This is a genomic window from Methylobacterium sp. AC690, assembly GCF_979256535.1.
Genome location: NZ_CEEDOX010000029.1, coordinates 1 through 19,944, shown reverse-complemented (window position 1 = coordinate 19,944; position 19,944 = coordinate 1). Strand labels below are relative to the sequence as shown.

Genomic DNA, 19,944 nt, shown 5'->3' with positions numbered 1-19,944 from the left:
CGTTCAGCAGGAGAGACCGACATGAAGGCCCTCTACACCGCTCATGCCCATGCCACCGGTGGCCGCGAAGGGTCCGCCGCGACCGACGACGCCAAGGTGGACGTGAAGCTCTCCACCCCGAAGGAACTCGGCGGCGGCGGTGGCGCCGGCACCAACCCGGAGCAGCTCTTCGCGGCCGGTTACGCCGCCTGCTTCCTCGGCGCGATCAAGTTCGTCGCCGGCAAGGACAAGATCACGGTCTCGGAGGAGTCCAAGATCGAGTCGAGCGTCGGCATCGGCCCGCGGGATGACGGCACCGGCTTCGGCCTCGTCGTCGCCCTCAAGGCGACCCTGCCGGGCCTCGACCGGGCGGTGGCCGAGGATCTGGTGAAGCGCGCCGACGTGGTGTGCCCCTACTCCCACGCCACCCGCGGCAACATCCAGGTCGACATCTCGGTCGCCTGACGATCCGCACGGCCGTGGAGTTCGCTCCACGGCCGTCCTTCGGGTCTCGACTGTCAGAAGTGGCGTCCCAGGACCTCGCGGACCCGCTCGACCATCTCGGCCACCGGCACCGAGAACTGGGCCGGGCGCGCGGCCTTCCACTCGGCATTGCTGGTGATGGCGGCCGCCGCCTTGGCCCCCTCGATCAGGTCCTTGATCTGGACCTCGCCGGCCTCGCGCTCGTTCGAGCCCTGGATGATGGCGCAGGGCGATCCGCGTCGGTCGGCATACTTCATCTGCGCCTTCATGCCGGAGCCGCCGAGATAGAGCTCGGCCCGGATGCCGGCCGCGCGCAGGCTCGCGACGAGCCGCTGGTAGTCGGCGACGTTGTCCCGGTCGAGCACCAGGACCACCACGGGACCGGGCTTGGTGATGCCTTCCAGCAGCGGGCTCTTCACCAGCTGCAGCGCCGAGAACAGGCGCGAGACGCCGATGGAGAAGCCGGTGGCGGGCACCGGCTCGGCCCGGAAGCGCCCGACGAGGCCGTCGTAGCGCCCGCCGCCCGAGACCGAGCCGAAGCGCACCAGCTGTCCGTCCTCGTTGGTGACCGGGAAGGTCAGCTCCGCCTCGTAGACCGGGCCGGTATAGTATTCGAGCCCGCGCACCACGGAGGGGTCGATGCGGATGCGGTCGTCGTAGCCGGCCGCGGCGAACAGGGCCGCCATGTCGGCGAGTTCGCGCACGCCCTCCAGGCCGATGGCGCTGCCCGCGAGCGACGCCTCGAAATTCGCCAGGGTGGTGGCGTTGTCGGCCGGCGCCGATCCGGTTCCGGTCCAGCCGGTGAAAGCCAGGACGCGCCCGATCGCGGCATCCTCCAGCCCGGCGCCCTTGGTGTAGTCGCCGCTCTCGTCCTTGCGGCCGGCGCCCAGCAGCTCGCGCACGCCGGTCTCGCCGAGGCGGTCGAGCTTGTCGATCGCCCGCAGCACGGTCAGGCGCTGGCCGGCCTTGTCGGGACCGCTCAGCCCGATCGACTCCATCAGGCCGTCGAGCACCTTCCGGTTGTTGACCTTCACCACGTACTGCCCGGTCAGCCCGAGCTTCTCCAGGGTGTCGGCCATCAGCAGGCAGATCTCGGCATCCGCCGCCACCGAGCCGGCCCCGACGATGTCGGCGTCGAACTGCATGAACTGGCGGAAGCGGCCCGGGCCCGGCTTCTCGTTGCGGAAGACGTAGCCCGCACGGAAGCTGCGATAGGGCTTCGGGATCGCGTCGAAGTGCTCCGCCACGTGCCGGGCCAGGGGCGCGGTCAGGTCGTAGCGCAGCGAGAGCCAGGATTCGTCGTCGTCCTGGAACGAGAACACGCCCTCGTTCGGCCGGTCGAGGTCGGGCAGGAACTTGCCCAGCGCCTCGGTGTACTCGACGAAGGGCGTCTCCAGCGCCTCGAAACCGTAGAGCTCGAAGCTCTGCCGGATCGTCTCCAGCATGCGGTGCTGGGCGGCGATCTCATCCGCGCGCCGGTCGACGAAACCGCGCGGCAGGCGCGGCTTCAGGGTGTCGGCCTTATTCGAATCGGCCTTGGCCATGGTGATCTTCGCGTCCGTCGGGGCTGTTCGGGGTCCCGGGGGCTCTATCGCGGGTGGCCGGGGGCGGCAAGCGTGTCGGGCCTCGGCGCGTCGGGCCTCAGAGGGCCAGGGCGAGCAGCGCCGCGAGGCTCAGGATCGCGATGGGGATCTGCACCGGGCGCAGGCGGGCGAAGAACAGCGGTGCCTCTCCGCGCCGGGCCGCGATCGGATCGAGGATCGCGATCGCGGTGAAGCCGAGGAGGAGCAGGACCAGGGCGGGCACGGCCCGGTCCAGGGTCGCCAGCACCAGGGCGGCGAAGCCGAGGCTGAAGAGGCCGATCATGGTGGCGATCTGGGCGACGGTCGCCCCGCCCTCGGTGCGGAAGCTGACGCCGCGGCGCACGCCCGACAGGAACAGCAGGATGGCGCAGCCCCAGAGGATCATCAGCGCGGCGGCGACCTGCCCGAGGGGCGTGCCGCGCCAGCCCCAGGCGACCAGCGCACCGGCGGCGAAGGGCAGCATCGGGCCGTAGCCGAACACGATGCTGAGCCAGGGGACGGCGCGCGGCTCGGTGACCCGCAGGGTCCGTCCGTCGGGTCGATCATGCATCGTCGGGAGCTCCGGTGGCTGAGGCGTCCTCGCCAAACCGGGGCGGGGGCGGCCTGTTCCGCCGGGCGGCAATCCGCCCTCAGGCTGTCTCCGGCTGCGGGGCGCGGCGAAGCGGGTCGGTGCCGCGGTCGGGCCCGCGCCCGCTCTCGGCATCAGGGTCCGTCGACGACCCGTCGCCCGTCTGCCCGTTGCCCTTCCGGCCGTCGCCCTTCCGGCCGTTGTCCTTCCGGGCGTTGCCTTGGCGCCTGCCGCGGCCCTCGCTGGTGGTGTCGAGCCACAGCACGAGGGCGAGGGCGACGAGGGCCGGAGCGCCGAGGGCCAGGAAGGCCCCGGTCCAGCCGAGCATCGCCTGGGCGAGGCCGCCGTACCAGGCCGAGAGGGCGCCGCCGATGCCCTGGATGGCGTTGAGGGAGCCCAGCGCCGTCTGGGTGCGGCCGGAGCCCCAGGTCAGGTCGGCGACCACCACCGGCACCGCGACGCCGATGATCCCGGAGGCGACGCCGTCGAGGATCTCGGCGGAGATCAGCCAGAGGGGATCGTCGATGAAGGCCGAGAGCGCGGCCCGCACCGGCAGCACCGCGCAGGCCGCGATGAGGAGCTGGCGCCGCCCGCGCCGGTCGGCCAGGGAGCCGGCGAACAGGGCCACCGGGATCATCACCAGCTGCGCCACCATGACGTAGCGGGCGGTCCAGCTCGTGGCGTCGGCAGCGGTGGCGACGAGCTTCTGGCCGAGCAGGGAGAGCATGCCGCCGTTGCCGAGGTTGAACAGCGCCAGCGCCACGGCGAGGACCAGGAGCTTGCGGTTGGCCACGATGCTGCGCAGGCCGGCGCGCTCCGGCTTGTCGTCGCCATCCTCCTGCCAGCCCACGGCCCGGCGCTCGTTGTAGCAGTGGCCCGGCGTGGTGACGGTGGCGAGGATGGCCAGGACCGCCATGCCACCGAGCACCCAGAAGGCGATGGCCGGGCCGAACCAGCCGGTGCCGAGGCTGATGCCGCCGGCCGCCAGCAGGATGCCGAGATGGTTGAAGGCCTGGTTGCGGCCCTGCTGCCGGGGAAAGCGGTCCTTGCCGACGATGCCGAGGGTGAGCGCGGTGACCGCGGGCAGCAGCAGCGTGCCGCCGGCCGCCGCCATCATCTGCGCGGCGAAGACCGGGATCACGCCCCGGGCCGGCAGCAGCAGCAGGGTGCCGCACAGGATTGCCCCGCAGGCGACGGCGATCAGCATCCGGGGCCGGCCGAGGCGGTCGACCAGGGCGCCGAAGGGACCGCTGAGGAGGAGGGAGCCGATGCCCACCAGGGTGGTGACGAAGCCCACCCGCGAGGGGCTCCAGGAGGCCGACTCGGCGAGCCAGGTGCCGAGGAAGGGGCCGAGCCCGCCCTGGATGTCGCCCGTGAAGACGTTGATCAGGGCGAGGTGGTGTGTGGCGAGCATGCGATCCCGGGGCTGAGGCGATCCGGCGACCGGCGGCACGGGGGCCGCGGCCGGACTGGCTGCGAGTAACGGCCAAGTCCGGCCTTCGATCCGCAAGTCCGGCCTTCGCGAGTCCGGCCTTCTCGAGTCCGGCCTTCGCTCCTCAGGATCCCGAATCCCGCCCGGGCGGACGGGTCCGGCGAGGCGCGCCCTCAGCTCAGGAGTTGAGCGGGCCGGTCTCGCCCTGGGCCTGGGCTTCCATGGCCTTCTGACGGTAGAGGCCGACGAAGTCGATCGGGTCGATGTAGAGGGGCGGGAAGCCACCGTTGCGCACGGCCTCGGCGACGATCTGGCGCGCGAAGGGGAAGAGCAGGCGCGGGCACTCGATCATCACCGCCGGGTGGAGCTGGTCCTGCGGGATGTTGCGCATGCGGAAGATGCCCGAATAGGTCAGCTCGAAGGCGAACAGCACCTCGTTGGCGATCTTGGCATCGCCTTCCAGGGTCAGGTCGACCTCGAAGTCGAACTCGGCCACCTGCTTGGCGTTGACGTTCACCTGGATGTTGATCTGCGGTCCGCTCTCCTGCGGCTGCAGGGAGCGCGGCGCATTCGGATTCTCGAAGGAGAGATCCTTGGTGTACTGCGCGAGCGAGTTGATCGTCGGCGTGGCGTCGTCGGTCTGCGCCGTGGCGCCACCGTTGCCGTTCGGTGCCGGAGTGTCGGCCATGGCGTTCTGTCCTCTTCCTGGATCGTCGGGGCGCGGCGGGGCCCGGGTCTGGTGCGCTCAGGTCCCGGGGGCGAACCCGTGACGGGCGCCGATCCCGGTCGCCCGGAACCAGGCGCCCCGGCCTGCACACCGACATGCACACCGACATGCCGCCACCGCCCGGTCCGCGCGATAGCGCGCTATCACGCTCGCCCGCACGGGACAAGGCGAGCCCGGGGCCCGCTCCGCAGGACCGGTCGGGGCCGCCGCCGGGTCAAGGCGGCGCAGGCGCGCGCCCTCGCCTGGATTCATGGCCCGCGATATCCATATCTCCGCACGACCCCGGAGGTTCGACCCCGCGCGAGCCTCCGCGCGCCGAACCCGGCCTGCGCCTTGCGCGGGACCCGGGGAATGCGCGACATGGCCAGAACTGTCCTGGCCAGATCTGTCCTGGCCGGATCTTCCTTGGCCAGATTTTCCTTTGGCCAGATTTCCTTTGGCCAGATTTTCCTGGGCCGGACCTATCCGGCCGGGCGTGTCTCGGCCACGCATGTCAGCCGAGGACCCGGGCCGGGTTTCCAGAGCCCCGTGAAGTAACGTATTCGTGCCACGGCCACGATCGGATCAGTGATGCAGGACTCCTTCGACTTGACGACCCTGATCTTTCTCGCGCTGGCGGTCTTCGTCATCTGGCGCCTGCGCTCGGTGCTCGGGCAGAAGACCGGCACGGAGCGCTCGCCGTTCAAGCCGGTGGACCGCAGCCGCACCGAGCCGCCGGCCGGCCGCGGGGACGGCGACAACGTCGTGCGCCTGCCCGGCGCCGACCGGGTCCAGCCCCAGGCCGATCGCGGCCAGACCGCGGTGAAGACTGACGTGCGCGACTGGCGCGGCATCGCCGAGCCCGGCTCGGCCATTGCCCAGGGCCTCGAAGCCGTCGTCCAGGTCGAGCCCGCCTTCGATCCGCGCGCCTTCGTGGAGGGCGCCCGCAGCGCCTACGAGGCCATCGTGATCGCCTTCGCCAAGGGCGACCGCAAGACCCTGCGCAGCCTGCTCTCCCGTGAGGTCTGCGAGGGCTTCGAGCGCGAGATCGACGCCCGCGAGGCGCGACGCGAGACCGTGGAGACCACCTTCGTCTCCCTCGACAAGGCCGAGATCGTGGCCGTCGACGTGAAGAACCGCGTCGCGCAGATCACCGTGCACTTCCTCTCCCACCTCATCACCGCCACCCGCAACGCGCAGGGCCAGGTGACCGACGGCAGCGCCGAGGCGGTGGTCGAGGTGCCGGACGTCTGGACCTTCGCCCGGACCCTCGGCACCCGCGACCCGAACTGGCAGCTCGTCGCCACGGAAGCCGGCGTCTGAGCCCGACGCTGTCCAAGGTCGCGTGAACCGGTTCTCCCGTCCCGCGGCGAGTCTCCTCGCCGCCCTCGCTCTCCCCTCCCCCGGCTCGGCCGCCCCCGCGGCCGAGCCGTTTCGCGTGGGCGGGGCCGTGCTGGAGCCCGTCGATCCCGCATCCCTGCCGGGTTTCCCCGGACCCGACGCCGCCGCGACCCTCGCGGCCTTCCGCCGGACCTGCCGGACGCCGCCGGCCACGCCCCAGCCCGCCACGGTCGCGGGCGCGCCCGAGGCGCTCCGGGCCGCCTGCACGAGAGCCGAGTCCGTGCCGGACGCCGAGGCCGCCCGCTTCTTCGCCGAGGCCTTCACGCCCTATCGGATCGTCAGGCCCCCGGCCGGGGGCAAGCCCGAGACGCGCACGGGCTTCCTCACCGGCTACTTCGAGCCGGAACTCGTCGGCGCAGCGACCCCGAGCCCGGAATTCACCGCTGCGGTGCTGGCCCGGCCCGACGACCTCGTCAGCCTGGAGCCCGGCGAGACGCGGCCCGGCCTCGACCCCGCCCTGCGTGCCGCGCGCCGGACCGGTGACGGCTTCGAGGCCTATCCCGACCGGGCCGCGATCGAGGACGGGGCCCTGGGCGCCCGGGCCCACCCGCTCCTCTACCTGCGCGACGCCGTCGACCTGTTCGTGCTCCAGGTCCAGGGCTCCGGCCGGGTCCGCCTGACCGATGGGCGCTCGGTCCGGGTCCTCTACGACGGCCGCAACGGCCGGCCCTACACCTCCATCGGCAAGCTCATCGTGGCGGAGGGGCACCTGCCCCTCGACGGTCTCACCCTGGCCCGCTGGACCGGCTGGCTGCGGGCGAACCCCCAGCACGCCGCCCGGCTGATGCGCGCGAACGCCTCCTACATCTTCTTCCGCCTAGCCGAGATCGACGACCCGAGCCTTGGGCCGCCCGGCGGGGCCGGCGTGCCCCTGAGCCCCGGCCGCAACCTCGCGGTGGACGCCACCCTCTGGCGCTACGGCCTGCCGTTCTGGCTCGAGGGCCGGATCGCCGGTGCTGCCGAGCCGGGGCGCCTCGTCGTCGCCGCTGATACCGGTTCGGCCATCGTCGGCCCGGCCCGCGGCGACCTCTATCTCGGCACCGGTGCAGAGGCCGGCATCGCCGCCGGCAACCTGCGCGACGCCGTCGGCTTCGTGGTCCTGCTCCCGAAATCCGGGGCATCGGCGCCATGAAGACGCCCCGGCGCCCGCGCGGCCTCTCGGGAGAGGACGCCTACCTGTGGGGCGAGATCGCCCGGCTGATCACGCCGCTGCGCGGCCGCATCACGGGGCGGGGCGCGGCGGGCAAGCCCTCCGACGCCACGCCCGCTCCGGCGACGACGCCCGCCTCGGCCAAGAACGCGCTACCCAAGAACGCGCTACCCAAGGGCGCGCCCCCGAAAGCCGTGCCGAACAAACCCGTCTCGACGAAGCCCGCGCCCCCGAAGCCCGCGCCCCCGAAGCCGATGCCCCGGACGCTGGCCAAGCGCGCCGCACTGAAGCCGAATCCGCCACCGGCGCCACCGGCGCCTGTCCTGACACCGGCTGCGCCGACCGCGCCGGGCCTCGAGCGCCGCGTCCGCCTCGCCCTACGCCGCGGCGCCCTCCAGGTCGATGCCCGCATCGACCTCCACGGAATGTACCAGGCGGAGGCGCACGGGGCGCTGATCGGCTTCCTGATGCGGGCCCGCGCGACGGGCCACACCCACGTCCTCGTGGTCACCGGCAAGGGCGGCCCGACCTACGACGATGCCTTCTCCGAGCGGGGGGTGCTCCGCCGCAGCGTGCCCCATTGGCTGCGCGCGCCGGAGCTGCGCACCGTGGTTCTCGGATTCGAGGAGGCGGCCCGCCATCACGGTGGCGCCGGGGCCCTCTACGTGCGCCTGCGCCGCCGCTGAGGGGCCGTTGCAGGCGCCCCGGCGGACGGACCTTGCGAAAACCCGAGAAACGCGCTACCGGTGAGGCCTCTCCTCGTTACGCCGCGTTGCATCCGTGAGCCCCTGGCTCCGCCAAGACGATGCGCGGAGCCGTCTTTCCCCAGGACGGACCGACTGATCGGCGCCGAAACGGCGCCCGGCGACCAAACTCCCCGACTGCCATTTCCGACCCTCTGCCCCGCCTCGCCCTTCCCGCCGGTTCTGAATCCCCCATGACGTCACCGTACGAGACCCTCCCCGTGGAAAGCCCGGCCGAGGGCGGCATCGTCGCCGCCGATCTCGACGGCATGCGCGAGGTCAAGCTCCAGGACCTTAAGTCCAAGACGCCGACCGACCTGATCGCCTTCGCCGAAGAGGTCGAGGTCGAGAACGCCTCGACCATGCGCAAGCAGGAGCTGATGTTCGCGATCCTGAAGCAGCTCGCTGCCAAGGAGGTCGAGATCATCGGGGCCGGCACCGTCGAGGTGCTGCAGGACGGCTTCGGCTTCCTGCGCTCGTCCGACTCGAACTACCTGCCGGGTCCCGACGACATCTACATTTCGCCGACTCAGATCCGTCGCTTCGGCCTGCGCACCGGCGACACCGTCGAGGGACCGATCCGCGGACCCAAGGACGGCGAGCGCTACTTCGCGCTGCTGAAGGTCAATACGATCAACTTCGAGAACCCGGAGAAGATCAAGCACAAGGTCCACTTCGACAACCTGACGCCGCTGTTCCCGACGCAGCGCTTCAAGCTCGAACTGGACAATCCGCCGAAGAAGGACTTCTCGCCGCGGATCATCGACATCGTCGCCCCGATCGGCAAGGGCCAGCGCGCCCTGATCGTGGCGCCGCCGCGCACCGGCAAGACCGTGCTGATGCAGAACATCGCGCAGTCGATCACCATCAACCACCCGGAATGCTACCTCATCGTGCTGCTCATCGACGAGCGCCCCGAGGAAGTGACCGACATGATTCGCTCGGTGAAGGGCGAGGTCATCGCCTCGACCTTCGACGAGCCGGCCACCCGCCACGTGCAGGTCGCCGAGATGGTGATCGAGAAGGCCAAGCGCCTCGTCGAGCACGGCCGCGACGTGGTCATCCTGCTGGATTCGATCACCCGCCTCGGCCGCGCCTACAACACCGTGGTGCCGTCCTCCGGCAAGGTGCTCACCGGCGGCGTCGACGCCAACGCCCTGCAGCGCCCGAAGCGCTTCTTCGGTGCCGCCCGCAACATCGAGGAGGGCGGCTCGCTCTCGATCATCGCCACCGCGCTCATCGACACCGGCTCGCGCATGGACGAGGTGATCTTCGAGGAGTTCAAGGGCACCGGTAACTCCGAGATCATTCTCGACCGTAAGGTTTCCGACAAGCGCATCTTCCCGGCCATCGACATCACCCGCTCGGGCACCCGCAAGGAAGAGCTCCTGGTGCCGCCGGATGCGCTTAAGAAGACCTACGTCCTGCGCCGCATCCTCAACCCGATGGGCGTCACCGACGCGATCGAGTTCCTCATGGACAAGCTGCGCCAGACGAAGAGCAACAACGACTTCTTCGACTCGATGAACACCTGAGGCCGACTGGGCCGGCCCCGGATCGCGCGCGCATCCGGGACCGGCCATGGTTCGCCCTCACCTGACAATTTCCGGCTGAAACAAGTTCATTAGCTGGTTGACGAATGCCTGACGCGCCCGGTGTCGGCTTCCAGGGCACCGCCCCGATGACCGAACCGCCTACCCTCTTCGCGCCCGCCACCGGCCCCGGTCGATCGGCCATCGGCGTGATCCGGATCTCCGGCCCGGCCTCGGCCGCCGTGATCCGCGCCCTCTCCGGCCCCCTCCCCCCGCCCCGGCGCCTGTCCCTCCGTACGCTGCGCGCGCCCGACGGCACGCCCCTCGACCAAGCCCTGGTCGCCTGGATGCCGGGTCCCGCCAGCTTCACCGGCGAAGACATGGTGGAGCTGCACCTGCATGGCGGCCTCGCGGTCCGCAGCGCGGTCCTGCGCGCCCTGGCCGAGATCCCGCAATGTCGACCGGCCGAACCCGGGGCCTTCACCCGCCGGGCCTTCCTCAACGGCCGCCTGGACCTCACCGAGGCCGAGGGCATCGCCGACCTCATCGACGCCGAGACCGAGGCGCAGCGACGCCAGGCCCTGCGCCAGCTCGACGGAGCCCTCGGCACGCGCGTGGTCGATTGGCGTGAGCGCCTCATCGATCTGCTGGCCGGCGTCGAGGCGGCCCTCGATTTCTCCGACGAGGGCGATGTCGACGACGCGGCCCTGGATGCCGCCCTGGCGCGGAAGGCGCGGGCGATCCGCGACGAGGTCGCGCTGGTTCTGGCCGATGCCCGGCGCGGTGAGCGCCTGCGGGACGGCTTCACCGTCGTCCTGGCGGGGCCGCCCAATGCCGGCAAGTCGACGCTGCTGAACGCCCTGAGCCGACGCGAGGCGGCGATCGTCTCGGCGATCCCCGGCACGACCCGCGACGTCATCGAGGTGCGCTGCGACCTCGGCGGGTTGCCGGTGATCCTCGTGGACACCGCCGGTCTGCGCGTGGCGGGCGATGCCATCGAGGCGGAAGGCATCCGGCGGACGCGGGCCCGGATGCGGCAGGCCGACCTCGTGGTGATGCTCGCGGGCCCGGATGCGGAGACGTCGACGGCCGAGCCGATGCCGGATGGGCCGGTGCTTCGCGTGCGGACCAAGGGCGACCTCGATCCCGCCGCCCCCCTGCCGGACGGTGCAATCGCCATCTCGGCCCTGACCGGTCTGGGTCTCGACCGGTTGTTGGCGGCCATCGAGGATCAGGTCTCCCGAGCGGTCGGGAGCGGAGACGCCCTGATCACGCGCGAACGTCACCGGCTGGGCCTGACCCGCTGTCGCGAGCATCTCGATCGGCTGTTGGCGGGGACGGTCCTGCCCGAGCTGGCCGCCGAGGATCTGCGGCTGGCGGTCCGGGCGCTCGGCGAAGTGGCCGGACATGTCGGCGTCGAGGAAATGCTGGATCGGCTGTTCGCCGGCTTCTGCATCGGAAAGTGAGCCCGTCCCTCCGCGCCCTGTGACCCTGGGACCACGAGGCTTCGGTTTCACGTGAAAACCACGTCGCTGCCGATCCATCGATTGACCATCGGCGCCCCAGCCGCTTAATCGATCCCATGCACCAGAAACCTGATTCCTACGACGTCATCGTCGTCGGTGGAGGCCATGCCGGCGTCGAGGCGGCTGCGGCCGCCGCCCGGATCGGCGCGCGGACGGCGCTCGTGACCCATCAGGCCGCCACCATCGGCGCCATGTCCTGCAACCCCGCCATCGGGGGCCTGGGCAAGGGACATCTGGTCTGCGAGGTCGATGCCCTCGACGGCCTGATGGGGCGCGTCGCCGACGCAGCCGGCATCCAGTTCCGGCTGCTCAACCGGCGGAAGGGTCCGGCGGTGCGTGGCCCGCGCACCCAGGCCGATCGCAAGCTCTACGCCCGCGCGATGCAGGCGGCCATCGCCGAGACCGCGAACCTGCGGGTGATCGAGGGGGAGGTGGCCGATCTCGCCCTCGCGCAGGGGCGCGTCTCCGCGGTGCTCCTGGCCGATGGACGCACCCTCCCCTGCGCCGCCGTCGTCCTCACCACCGGCACCTTCCTGCGCGGCCTCATCCATATCGGCGAGACCCGGATCCCGGCCGGCCGGGTCGGCGAGGCCCCGTCCGTGGGCCTGGCCCAGACCCTCGACCGCGCCGGTTTCGCCCTCGGGCGGCTGAAGACCGGCACCCCGGCCCGTCTCGACGGAGGCAGCATCGACTGGTCCGGCCTGGAGATGCAGTCGGCGGATGCGGACCCGGTGCCGTTCTCGACCCTCACCGAGCGGATCACCACCCCGCAGATCCAGTGCGGCATCACCCGTACGACCCAGGCCGTCCACGACCTCATCCGCGCCAACCTGCACCGCTCGCCGATGTATTCCGGCGGCATCGCCAGCCGGGGCCCGCGCTACTGCCCGTCCATCGAGGACAAGGTCGTCCGCTTCGGCGACCGCGAGGGTCACCAGATCTTCCTGGAGCCCGAGGGCCTCGACGACCCGACCGTCTACCCGAACGGCATCTCCACCGCGCTTCCCGAGAGCGTCCAGCGCGACGTCATCGCGTTGATCCCTGGACTGGAGCGGGCCACCATCCTGCGGCCGGGCTACGCCATCGAGTACGACTACGTCGATCCGCGCGAACTCAATGCCACCCTCCAGGCCAAGCGCCTGCCGGGCCTGTTCCTGGCCGGGCAGATCAACGGCACCACCGGCTACGAGGAAGCGGCCGGGCAGGGGCTCGTGGCCGGGATCAACGCCGCCCGCCTCGCCGGCGGTTCGGCCCTCGCCACCTTCGACCGGGCCGAGTCCTATCTTGGCGTGATGATCGACGACCTCGTCACCCATGGGGTGAGCGAGCCCTACCGCATGTTCACCTCGCGTTCCGAGTACCGGCTGTCCCTGCGCATCGACAATGCCGACGAGCGCCTGACGCCCAAGGGCGCCGCCCTCGGCTGCGTCGGACAGCGCCGTGCCATGCATTTCGCCACCGCGCAGACGGCCCTGGACGGGGCGCGCGGCCAGCTCGACCGCCTGAGCCTGACCCCGAACCAGGCCCAGGCCGTCGGGATCGCGCTCAATCAGGACGGTATCCGCCGCTCCGCCTTCCAGCTTCTGTCCTACCCGGACATCGACTGGGCGCGCCTCTGCGCAGTCTGGCCGGAGCTCTCAGCGGTCCCGCCCCGCGTGGCCGAGCGGCTCTGCACCGACGCCACCTACGCCGTCTACCTCGATCGGCAGCAGGCGGACATCGCCGCCTTCCGCCGGGACGAGGCGGTCGCCCTGCCGATCCGTCTGGATTATGCGGGCATTCCCGGCCTGTCGAACGAGATGCGGCTCAAGCTCGAAGCCGTGCGCCCGGGAACGCTGGGGCAGGCGGCACGGATCGAGGGTGTGACTCCGGCCGCCCTCACCCTCCTGGCGGCCCATGCCCGCCGGGCCGACCGCGGGGCCGCGCATGGCCTCTGATCGCGACCGCGATCGGGTCCTGGCCAGTGCGGGTGTTTCACGTGAAACAGCGCAGCGCCTCGACCTCTACGTCGCGCAGCTGCGGCGCTGGCAGACCGTGAAGAACCTCGTCGGGCCCGCGACCCTGACCGAGGTCTGGACCCGTCACATCGCCGATGCGCTCCAGCTTCGAGCCATCGCGCCGGAGGCGGAGACCTGGCTCGACCTCGGGGCAGGGGCCGGACTCCCCGGCCTCGTCCTGGCCATCGCGGGGCATGAGCGCCCCGGGTTTCAGGTCGATCTCGTCGAGAGCAACGCGCGCAAATGCGCCTTTCTCACCGAGACCGCGCGCCTGACCGGCGCACCGGCCAAGGTCCACAATGCCCGGATCGAGCAGGTCATCGCGGCCCATCGCGGCGTCGCGGTGGTCTGCGCCCGGGCCCTCGCGCCCCTCGCCCAGCTGCTCGCCTGGGCGGAGCCGCTGTTGACAACCGGCACGGTCGGCCTGTTTCCGAAAGGACGGGATGTCCAATCGGAATTGACCGAGGCCGCGCAACGGTGGAGATTCGTTTACGATCTCGTGCCGAGCCGAACCGAGTCGGAAGCGCGGATCGTCCGCGTCACGACCCTATCTCGCGTGGATTCATGACAAGCGCTCCGACTCCCGTACCGACGACCGGCGGCAATCCGGATCGGCCGCTGCGCATCCTGGCCCTGGCCAACCAGAAGGGTGGCGTCGGCAAGACGACCACCGCGATCAACCTCGGCACGGCGCTGGCGGCCATCGGTGAGAGCGTGTTGGTGATCGACCTCGATCCGCAGGGCAATGCCTCGACGGGCCTCGGCATCGACCGCCGCCAGCGCAAGGTCTCGACCTACCACGTGCTCGCCGGGGAGGCGTCCCTGGGCCAGGCCTGCATCCCCACCGCGGTGCCGCGCCTGATGGTGGCGCCCTCCACCATGGACCTGCTCGGCCTGGAGATGGAGATGGCGAGCGCGCCGGACCGCGCCCATCGCCTGCGCAACGTCCTCAAGAGTGTCGGCGAAGCGGGCGCCACGGCCGGCGTGACCTACGTCCTGATCGATTGCCCGCCCTCCCTGAACCTGCTGACCATCAATGCCCTCGCCGCCTCCGACGCGGTGCTGGTGCCCCTGCAATGCGAGTTCTTCGCCCTGGAGGGCCTGAGCCAGCTGCTGCGCACGGTGGAGCAGGTGCGCGGCGCGCTCAATCCGCGCCTGACCATCCAGGGCATCGTCCTGACCATGTTCGATCCCCGCAACAACCTGTCGGCGCAGGTGGTGGCGGATGTGCGCAGCTTCATGGGCGAGAAGGTCTACGAGACCATGATCCCCCGCAACGTTCGGGTGTCCGAGGCGCCGTCGCACGGCAAGCCGGTCCTGCTCTACGATCTCAAATGCGCGGGCTCGCAGGCCTACCTGCGCCTCGCTTCCGAGATCATCCAGCGCGAGGGGCGCCTCCCCGTCGCGGCGTGACGATGCGGGGGCGCCCTGCCCTCGCCGTATGACAAGCGTGTCCCCAAGGTTCGGAGTTGAAGCAGGTGGCGATGGCGGATGATGTGGTGCGGCCCCGGCTCGGGCGCGGCCTCGCGGCCCTGATCGGCGATTTCGGCGATGACAGCGCCGAGGCGAGCAAGTCGCAGGAGCAGCGCAAGGTCGCGGTGGAATTCCTGCGTCCCAACCCGCGCAACCCGCGCCGCCGCTTCAACGAGTCGGATCTCGAGGAACTCTCGGCCTCGATCAAGCTGCGCGGCATCATCCAGCCCATCGTGGTGCGGGCCCTCGCCGGCGTGCCGGACACCTACGAGATCGTGGCGGGCGAGCGCCGCTGGCGTGCGGCCCAGCGGGCAGGCCTGCACGAGGTGCCCGTGGTCACGGTGGAGATCGACGACCGGACCTCGCTGGAATTCGCCATCCTGGAGAACGTCCAGCGCACCGACCTCAACGCCATCGAGGAGGCCGCGGGCTACGAGCGCCTGATGAGCGAGTTCCAGTACAGCCAGAGCGAACTCGCCGAGATCCTGGGCAAGAGCCGCAGCCACCTGGCCAACACCCTGCGCCTGCTCCAGCTCGCCCCGACGATCCAGGACCGGGTCGTGGCCGGTGAGATCACCGCGGGCCATGCCCGCGCGCTCCTGGCCGTACGGGACGCCGAGGGCGTTGCCCGTCGGATCGTGGAGGAGGGCCTGTCGGTGCGCGAGGTCGAGGCCCTGGCCTCCGCCGAGGTGCCGGAGGGTGACGGTCCCCGCCCCGGCCGGCCGCGGCGCGCGGCGGAGAAGGATGCCGAGATCCGCACCCTGGAACAGGCCATGGCCCGGGCCCTCGGCATGACCGTGGCGGTGAAGACCAAGGTGGCCGGCGCGGGCGAGATCCGCATTCGCTACGAGAACGCGGCCGAGCTCGAAGCCCTGTGCCAGCGCTTCAACCTGGGGCAGGCGGAGGCCTGACCCCGACCGATCGCTATCGCCGCCGGGCCGCCTCGCCGGCGATGCGCAGGAGCGTGCTCGACGCGTGGGCGTGGGCGAGGTCCGGGGTCGCCCGGCGGCAGGCCAGGACGGAGTCCTGCAGCAGCTGGACCGCGTGGCGCAGGGCCGGGGGCGACCAGCGCGCGAGCTGGGTTTCCACCAGGGCCTTGCGCCTGAAATGCAGGCCGCGCCAGTTCGCCACCATCAGGCTGGCGCTCTGGCCCTCCCCGGCAAGCCGTGTCGCCAGCAGGGTCAGGGCGTGCCGCAGGGCCGAGCCCAGCATCACCGATGGGTCCATGCCCTCGTGGCGGAAGCGGCGATAGTCGCGCTCGACCTCGCCGCTGCGGCCGGCGAAGGCCGCATCGATCAGCGTGTTGAGCACGCTGCCGGCGACGTCGCTGACCACCGCCTCCACATCGTCAAGGCTGACGCTGCCCTGCCCCTGGGCGTAGAGCGCGAGCTTCTCGATCTCCGACAGGCTGGCGCCGCGGTCGCCGCCGAGGCTGGTGGCGAGCACGTCCCGGGCCTCGCGGGCGATGCGCAGGCCCTGGTCCTGAAGGGTGCGGTCGATGAGGTCGCCGAGCGCCCGCTCGTCGTCGGGATAGCAGGGCAGGGCGAGGGCCTTCGGCGACTTCTCGCAGAGGGTCCGCAGGGGCGCGCTCTTGGCGAGGTCGCCGCCCTCCACCACGATGCGGGCGTTCTGGATCTCGGCCTTGAGGGCGGCCTCGACGGCGGGCGCGTAGTTGCGGCTGCCGGACCGGACCCAGATCGTGCGGCTGCCGCCGAACAGTCCGACCGTGCCGGCCTCGTCTACGAGGCGTCCGGGATCCTGGGCCAGCACGTCCCCGTCGATCTTCACCATGGCGAAGGGGTCGCCCGGGTCGCTGACGAAGGCCTCCGCCAGGGCCTTGGCGCGGGTGAAGACGAGGCCCGTATCCGGGCCGTAGACGAGCAGGATCGCGATGCGCGGATCGGGTCCGCGCCGGATCAGGCCGTCGACGTCGCTGGCCTTGACGGCGGTCACGGCAGGGCTCGGCTCAGGGCTTCGTCACCAGCACGGAGGCGATGCGGGTCTTGATCTGCTCGGCCAGGACCTTGGCGAGGCGGATCTCGGCGTCGCGGGCGGCGCGCAGGCTGGCGAAGCGCTGGATCGAGCGGTCGTAGGTGGCGGTGGAGGTCGCCACGCCCTCGCTGATGATCTTCGTGCCGCTGAGGTCTTCCAGGGCGTACTTCACCGTTCCGACGATGGTGCCGGCCTCGGCGCGACCGGTCTGCGAGGAAACGATCGGGGTCTGCACCGACTCGCTGCCCTGCATCTTCAGGCGGTAGCGCTTGGTGGAAGGCTGGCCCGAGCCGTCGAGATCGAAGATGAGCTCGCTGCGCAGGTAATGGCCCAGACGCTCCTGACCCTGGGCCATCGCCACGTCGTCCACCTGGACGGAGGCGAGGAGGGCGGCCATCGGCTCGCCCGAGGCGGTGGGTCCGTAGAGGGGACGGAAGCAGGCCGACAGGTTGAGCGCCAGGGCGGCGACGGCCGCGACCCGCAGGGCGCGGCCGACCGTGCCGGCCGCCATTGCCCGAACCGCCACTGCCCTGTTTGCCAAGCGCATCATGCCCGCCGCCGTCCCGCTGTCTCGTCCCGCCCGTCTGTACGGCGAACCGGGGTTCGACGACAGCCTATTCGCCCCAAGCTTTACGTTTCCTATCCGGCAGGATCATGGTCGCCGGATCGGGGGTGTGGACAGCGGGGGCGTCCCCCTCCCTCGTGGAGGGAGGTCGGGAACCCGCTCAGACCACGAGGTTCACGATCCGGCCCGGGACCACGATGACCTTCTTCGGGCTGCGGCCTTCGAGGGCGCGCTGCACCGCTTCGTCGGCCAGCACCAGGGCCTGGACGGCGGCGACGTCGGCGCTGCGCGGCACCGTGACATCCGCCCGCTTCTTGCCGTTGAGCTGGACCGGCAGGGTGACGCTGTCCTCCACCAGCAGCGCGCGATCGACCTCCGGCCAGGGCGCCTGGGCGGCGAGACCGTCGCGGCCGAGGGCCTGCCAGCATTCCTCGGCGAGGTGCGGCATCATCGGGGCGATCAGCTGGGTCAGGATCCCGGCCGCTTCCCCGGCGATGGCCCGCGAGACGCCGCCCCGCAGCGCGTCGTCGAGGGCGTTGGCGAGGGTGTAGATGTGGGCCACGCAGCGGTTGAAGCGCAGGCGCTCCACGTCCTCCTCCACGGCGGCCAGGGCCTTGTGGGCAGCCTTGCGCAGGACGGCGTCGCTCGCGCCGGTCGTGGTTTCGACGGTGCTTGCCAGGGAGACGAGGCGCCAGACGCGCTGGACGAAGCGGGCCGCGCCCTGGACGCCGTCCTCGGTCCAGATCACGTCGCGCTCCGGCGGAGAGTCGGAGAGCATGAACCAGCGCGCCGTGTCGGCACCGTAGCTGGCGATGATGTCGTCCGGGTCGACGACGTTCTTCTTCGACTTGGACATCTTCTCGATGGCGCCGATCGTGATCGGCTCCGCCGTTTTCACGTGAAACGCTTCGCGGGTGCCGGACTCGGCCGAGATCCGGATGTCGGCGGGGGGCACCCAGGCGCCGGCCGCATCCTTGTAGGTCTCATGGACGACCATGCCCTGCGTGAACAGGCCGTCGAAGGGCTCGGAGACGCCGGACCAGTCGGTGGCCTTCATCGCCCGCATGAAGAAGCGGGCGTAGAGCAGGTGCAGGATCGCGTGCTCGATCCCGCCGATATACTGGTCGACGGCGAGCCACTGGTCGACGGCCGTGCGGTCCGTGGGCGCGTCCTGCAGCCAGGGCGCGGTGAAGCGGGCGTAGTACCAGGACGAATCCACGAAGGTGTCCATGGTGTCGGTCTCGCGTCGCGCCGGCTGGCCGCAGGTGGGGCAGGGGACGTCGCGCCAGGCGTGGTCGCGCTCCAGCGGGTTGCCGGGCACGTCGAAGGAGACCTCCTCGGGGAGCTTCACCGGCAGGTCGGCCACCGGGACCGGCACGGGTCCGCAGGCCTCGCAATGGATGATCGGGATCGGGCAGCCCCAGTAGCGCTGGCGCGAGACGCCCCAGTCGCGCAGGCGGAACTGCACCTTGCGCTGCGCCACCGGCGCCCCGTCGAGGATCTCCGCCTCCAGGCGGTTGGCCACGGCGTGGAAGGCCTCGTCGGTGGTCATGTCGTCGAGGAAGCGCGAGTTGATCATCCGCCCGTCGCCGTCATAGGCGGTGTCGGTGATGACGAAGCTGGCACCGTCCTGGTCCTCCGGGCAGACCACGGGGGTGTTGCCGAGCCCGTACTTGTTGGAGAAGTCGAGGTCGCGCTGGTCGTGGGCCGGACAGCCGAACACGGCGCCGGTGCCGTATTCCATGAGCACGAAATTCGCGACGTAGACCGGCAGCAGCCAGGACGGGTCGAGGGGATGGCGCACCGAGAGCCCGGTGTCGAAGCCGAGCTTCTCCGCCGTGTCGATGGCCGCCTGGGCCGTGCCCGTGCGCCGGCATTCCTCGATGAAGCTCTGCAGGGCCGGGTGGGCCGGGGCCAGGGCTGCGGCGATCGGGTGGTCGGCGGCGATGGCCAGGAACTTCGCCCCGAACAGGGTGTCGGGCCGCGTGGTGTAGACCTTCACCTCGGGAGCGATGTGGGCCGGCGGCGCCTCCAGGGCGAAGCGGACCTCCAGCCCCTCGGAGCGGCCGATCCAGTTCTTCTGCATCACCCGGACCTTCTCCGGCCAGCGCTCCAGGCCGCCGAGGGCGTCGTAGAGGTCCTGCGCGAAGTCGGTGATCTTGAAGAACCACTGGGTCAGCTCGCGCTGCTCCACCAGGGCGCCCGAACGCCAGCCGCGCCCGTCGATGACCTGCTCGTTGGCCAGCACGGTGTGGTCCACCGGGTCCCAGTTCACCTTGGCCGTGCGGCGCGTCACCAGCCCCTTGGCCAGGAAGTCGAGGAACATGCGCTGCTGGTGCTTGTAGTAGTCAGGATCGCAGGTCGCGATCTCGCGGCTCCAGTCGAGGGACAGGCCCATGCTCTGGAGCTGCCCGCGCATCGTCGCGATGTTGGCATAGGTCCAGTCGCGCGGGTTGACCTTGCGCTCCATGGCGGCGTTCTCGGCCGGCAGGCCGAAGGCGTCCCAGCCCATCGGGTGCAGCACGTTGAAGCCCCGCGCCCGCTTGTAGCGCGCCACCACGTCGCCCATGGCGTAGTTGCGCACGTGGCCCATGTGGATGCGCCCCGACGGGTAGGGGAACATCTCCAGCACGTAGTATTTCGGCTTCGGATCGTCGTTCCGGGTGGCGTAGATGCCCGCCGCCGCCCAGGCCTGCTGCCAGCGCGGCTCGGTCTCCTTGGCGTTGTAGCGCTCGGGAGCGGGTTTGGGGGCAGGGGTGGTCGTCATGGGCCGAGCGCCGGGGTTCTGGGGTGAGGGGCGCGCCTCGCGGGGTG

The 19,944-nt window shown here is 71.1% G+C and carries 17 protein-coding genes; 10 read left to right on the top strand and 7 right to left on the bottom strand.

Translation table 11 applies throughout. The features are described 5' to 3' along the window. Nucleotides 1–21: 21 nt before the first annotated feature. A complete protein-coding gene (locus AC0IY1_RS23790) occupies nucleotides 22–444 on the top strand; it encodes an organic hydroperoxide resistance protein (RefSeq protein WP_055946503.1) in 423 nt (140 codons plus the stop codon). A gap of 53 nt (nucleotides 445–497) precedes the next feature. On the opposite strand, the gene hisS is transcribed toward AC0IY1_RS23790, so the two are convergent. The 4 genes from hisS to secB form a co-directional block, all read right to left on the bottom strand. Next, nucleotides 498–2,006, bottom strand: a complete 1,509-nt coding sequence (gene hisS / locus AC0IY1_RS23785) for a histidine--tRNA ligase (protein WP_471772932.1) — start codon at nucleotides 2,004–2,006, stop codon at nucleotides 498–500. Between the two features lie 97 nt (nucleotides 2,007–2,103). After that, on the bottom strand, nucleotides 2,104–2,595 hold the full coding sequence (locus AC0IY1_RS23780; protein WP_471772929.1) for a DUF3429 domain-containing protein: 492 nt from the start codon (nucleotides 2,593–2,595) through the stop codon (nucleotides 2,104–2,106). 79 nt (nucleotides 2,596–2,674) lie between these two features. Beyond that, complete coding sequence (locus AC0IY1_RS23775) at nucleotides 2,675–4,027, bottom strand: MFS transporter (RefSeq protein WP_471772926.1); 1,353 nt, start codon at nucleotides 4,025–4,027, stop codon at nucleotides 2,675–2,677. Nucleotides 4,028–4,223: 196 nt separating this feature from the next. Further along, nucleotides 4,224–4,733 (bottom strand): protein-export chaperone SecB, encoded by a 510-nt coding sequence (secB, locus tag AC0IY1_RS23770; protein WP_055946493.1) that lies wholly within the window; start codon nucleotides 4,731–4,733, stop codon nucleotides 4,224–4,226. Nucleotides 4,734–5,342: 609 nt separating this feature from the next. Here secB and AC0IY1_RS23765 point away from each other — a divergent pair. From AC0IY1_RS23765 to AC0IY1_RS23725, 9 genes are all read left to right on the top strand, one after another. Continuing rightward, nucleotides 5,343–6,074, top strand: a complete 732-nt coding sequence (locus tag AC0IY1_RS23765) for a Tim44/TimA family putative adaptor protein (RefSeq protein WP_055946490.1) — start codon at nucleotides 5,343–5,345, stop codon at nucleotides 6,072–6,074. A 22-nt stretch (nucleotides 6,075–6,096) separates the two neighbouring features. Beyond that, complete coding sequence (gene mltA, locus AC0IY1_RS23760; RefSeq protein WP_471772924.1) at nucleotides 6,097–7,284, top strand: murein transglycosylase A; 1,188 nt, start codon at nucleotides 6,097–6,099, stop codon at nucleotides 7,282–7,284. Beyond that, nucleotides 7,281–7,988 (top strand): Smr/MutS family protein, encoded by a 708-nt coding sequence (locus tag AC0IY1_RS23755; RefSeq protein ID WP_471772921.1) that lies wholly within the window; start codon nucleotides 7,281–7,283, stop codon nucleotides 7,986–7,988. The genes mltA and AC0IY1_RS23755 overlap by 4 nt, the downstream gene beginning before the upstream one ends. 251 nt (nucleotides 7,989–8,239) lie before the next feature. After that, nucleotides 8,240–9,580 (top strand): transcription termination factor Rho, encoded by a 1,341-nt coding sequence (gene rho / locus AC0IY1_RS23750; RefSeq protein ID WP_055946483.1) that lies wholly within the window; start codon nucleotides 8,240–8,242, stop codon nucleotides 9,578–9,580. Between the two features lie 146 nt (nucleotides 9,581–9,726). Next, nucleotides 9,727–11,043, top strand: coding sequence for a tRNA uridine-5-carboxymethylaminomethyl(34) synthesis GTPase MnmE (gene mnmE / locus AC0IY1_RS23745; protein WP_471772919.1), 1,317 nt, complete (start codon nucleotides 9,727–9,729; stop codon nucleotides 11,041–11,043). Between the two features lie 116 nt (nucleotides 11,044–11,159). Further along, nucleotides 11,160–13,040, top strand: a complete 1,881-nt coding sequence (gene mnmG / locus AC0IY1_RS23740) for a tRNA uridine-5-carboxymethylaminomethyl(34) synthesis enzyme MnmG (protein ID WP_471772917.1) — start codon at nucleotides 11,160–11,162, stop codon at nucleotides 13,038–13,040. Beyond that, nucleotides 13,030–13,668, top strand: coding sequence for a 16S rRNA (guanine(527)-N(7))-methyltransferase RsmG (gene rsmG, locus AC0IY1_RS23735; RefSeq protein ID WP_055948560.1), 639 nt, complete (start codon nucleotides 13,030–13,032; stop codon nucleotides 13,666–13,668). Before mnmG ends, rsmG begins: the two co-directional genes overlap by 11 nt. Then, a complete protein-coding gene (locus AC0IY1_RS23730) occupies nucleotides 13,665–14,513 on the top strand; it encodes a ParA family protein (protein WP_471772915.1) in 849 nt (282 codons plus the stop codon). Before rsmG ends, AC0IY1_RS23730 begins: the two co-directional genes overlap by 4 nt. A gap of 71 nt (nucleotides 14,514–14,584) precedes the next feature. Next, nucleotides 14,585–15,484: a ParB/RepB/Spo0J family partition protein gene (locus tag AC0IY1_RS23725; protein ID WP_055948557.1), complete on the top strand. Its 900-nt coding sequence runs from the start codon at nucleotides 14,585–14,587 to the stop codon at nucleotides 15,482–15,484. 13 nt (nucleotides 15,485–15,497) lie between these two features. Here the strand turns inward: AC0IY1_RS23725 and holA are convergent, their stop codons facing one another. The 3 genes from holA to leuS all read right to left on the bottom strand — a co-directional run bounded on the left by holA (nucleotide 15,498) and on the right by leuS (nucleotide 19,897). Then, entirely contained in the window at nucleotides 15,498–16,526 is a 1,029-nt protein-coding gene (holA, locus tag AC0IY1_RS23720; RefSeq protein ID WP_471772913.1) for a DNA polymerase III subunit delta, read from the bottom strand. Nucleotides 16,527–16,539: 13 nt separating this feature from the next. Further along, nucleotides 16,540–17,076, bottom strand: coding sequence for an LPS assembly lipoprotein LptE (lptE, locus tag AC0IY1_RS23715; RefSeq protein ID WP_471772964.1), 537 nt, complete (start codon nucleotides 17,074–17,076; stop codon nucleotides 16,540–16,542). Nucleotides 17,077–17,290: 214 nt separating this feature from the next. Next, nucleotides 17,291–19,897, bottom strand: a complete 2,607-nt coding sequence (leuS, locus tag AC0IY1_RS23710) for a leucine--tRNA ligase (RefSeq protein ID WP_471772910.1) — start codon at nucleotides 19,895–19,897, stop codon at nucleotides 17,291–17,293. Nucleotides 19,898–19,944: the final 47 nt, after the last annotated feature.

What these genes read in the sequence shown, in the direction of transcription:
- AC0IY1_RS23765 (WP_055946490.1), top strand. Translation starts at nt 5,343, where the DNA reads ATGCAGGACTCCTTCGACTTGACGACCCTGATCTTTCTCGCGCTGGCG.
- AC0IY1_RS23755 (WP_471772921.1), top strand. Translation starts at nt 7,281, where the DNA reads ATGAAGACGCCCCGGCGCCCGCGCGGCCTCTCGGGAGAGGACGCCTAC.
- AC0IY1_RS23780 (WP_471772929.1), bottom strand. Translation starts at nt 2,595, where the DNA reads ATGCATGATCGACCCGACGGACGGACCCTGCGGGTCACCGAGCCGCGC.
- AC0IY1_RS23790 (WP_055946503.1), top strand. Translation starts at nt 22, where the DNA reads ATGAAGGCCCTCTACACCGCTCATGCCCATGCCACCGGTGGCCGCGAA.
- mnmE (WP_471772919.1), top strand. Translation starts at nt 9,727, where the DNA reads ATGACCGAACCGCCTACCCTCTTCGCGCCCGCCACCGGCCCCGGTCGA.
- AC0IY1_RS23730 (WP_471772915.1), top strand. Translation starts at nt 13,665, where the DNA reads ATGACAAGCGCTCCGACTCCCGTACCGACGACCGGCGGCAATCCGGAT.
- secB (WP_055946493.1), bottom strand. Translation starts at nt 4,733, where the DNA reads ATGGCCGACACTCCGGCACCGAACGGCAACGGTGGCGCCACGGCGCAG.
- lptE (WP_471772964.1), bottom strand. Translation starts at nt 17,076, where the DNA reads ATGGCGGCCGGCACGGTCGGCCGCGCCCTGCGGGTCGCGGCCGTCGCC.
- leuS (WP_471772910.1), bottom strand. Translation starts at nt 19,897, where the DNA reads ATGACGACCACCCCTGCCCCCAAACCCGCTCCCGAGCGCTACAACGCC.
- AC0IY1_RS23725 (WP_055948557.1), top strand. Translation starts at nt 14,585, where the DNA reads ATGGCGGATGATGTGGTGCGGCCCCGGCTCGGGCGCGGCCTCGCGGCC.
- hisS (WP_471772932.1), bottom strand. Translation starts at nt 2,006, where the DNA reads ATGGCCAAGGCCGATTCGAATAAGGCCGACACCCTGAAGCCGCGCCTG.
- mnmG (WP_471772917.1), top strand. Translation starts at nt 11,160, where the DNA reads ATGCACCAGAAACCTGATTCCTACGACGTCATCGTCGTCGGTGGAGGC.
- rsmG (WP_055948560.1), top strand. Translation starts at nt 13,030, where the DNA reads ATGGCCTCTGATCGCGACCGCGATCGGGTCCTGGCCAGTGCGGGTGTT.
- AC0IY1_RS23775 (WP_471772926.1), bottom strand. Translation starts at nt 4,027, where the DNA reads ATGCTCGCCACACACCACCTCGCCCTGATCAACGTCTTCACGGGCGAC.
- rho (WP_055946483.1), top strand. Translation starts at nt 8,240, where the DNA reads ATGACGTCACCGTACGAGACCCTCCCCGTGGAAAGCCCGGCCGAGGGC.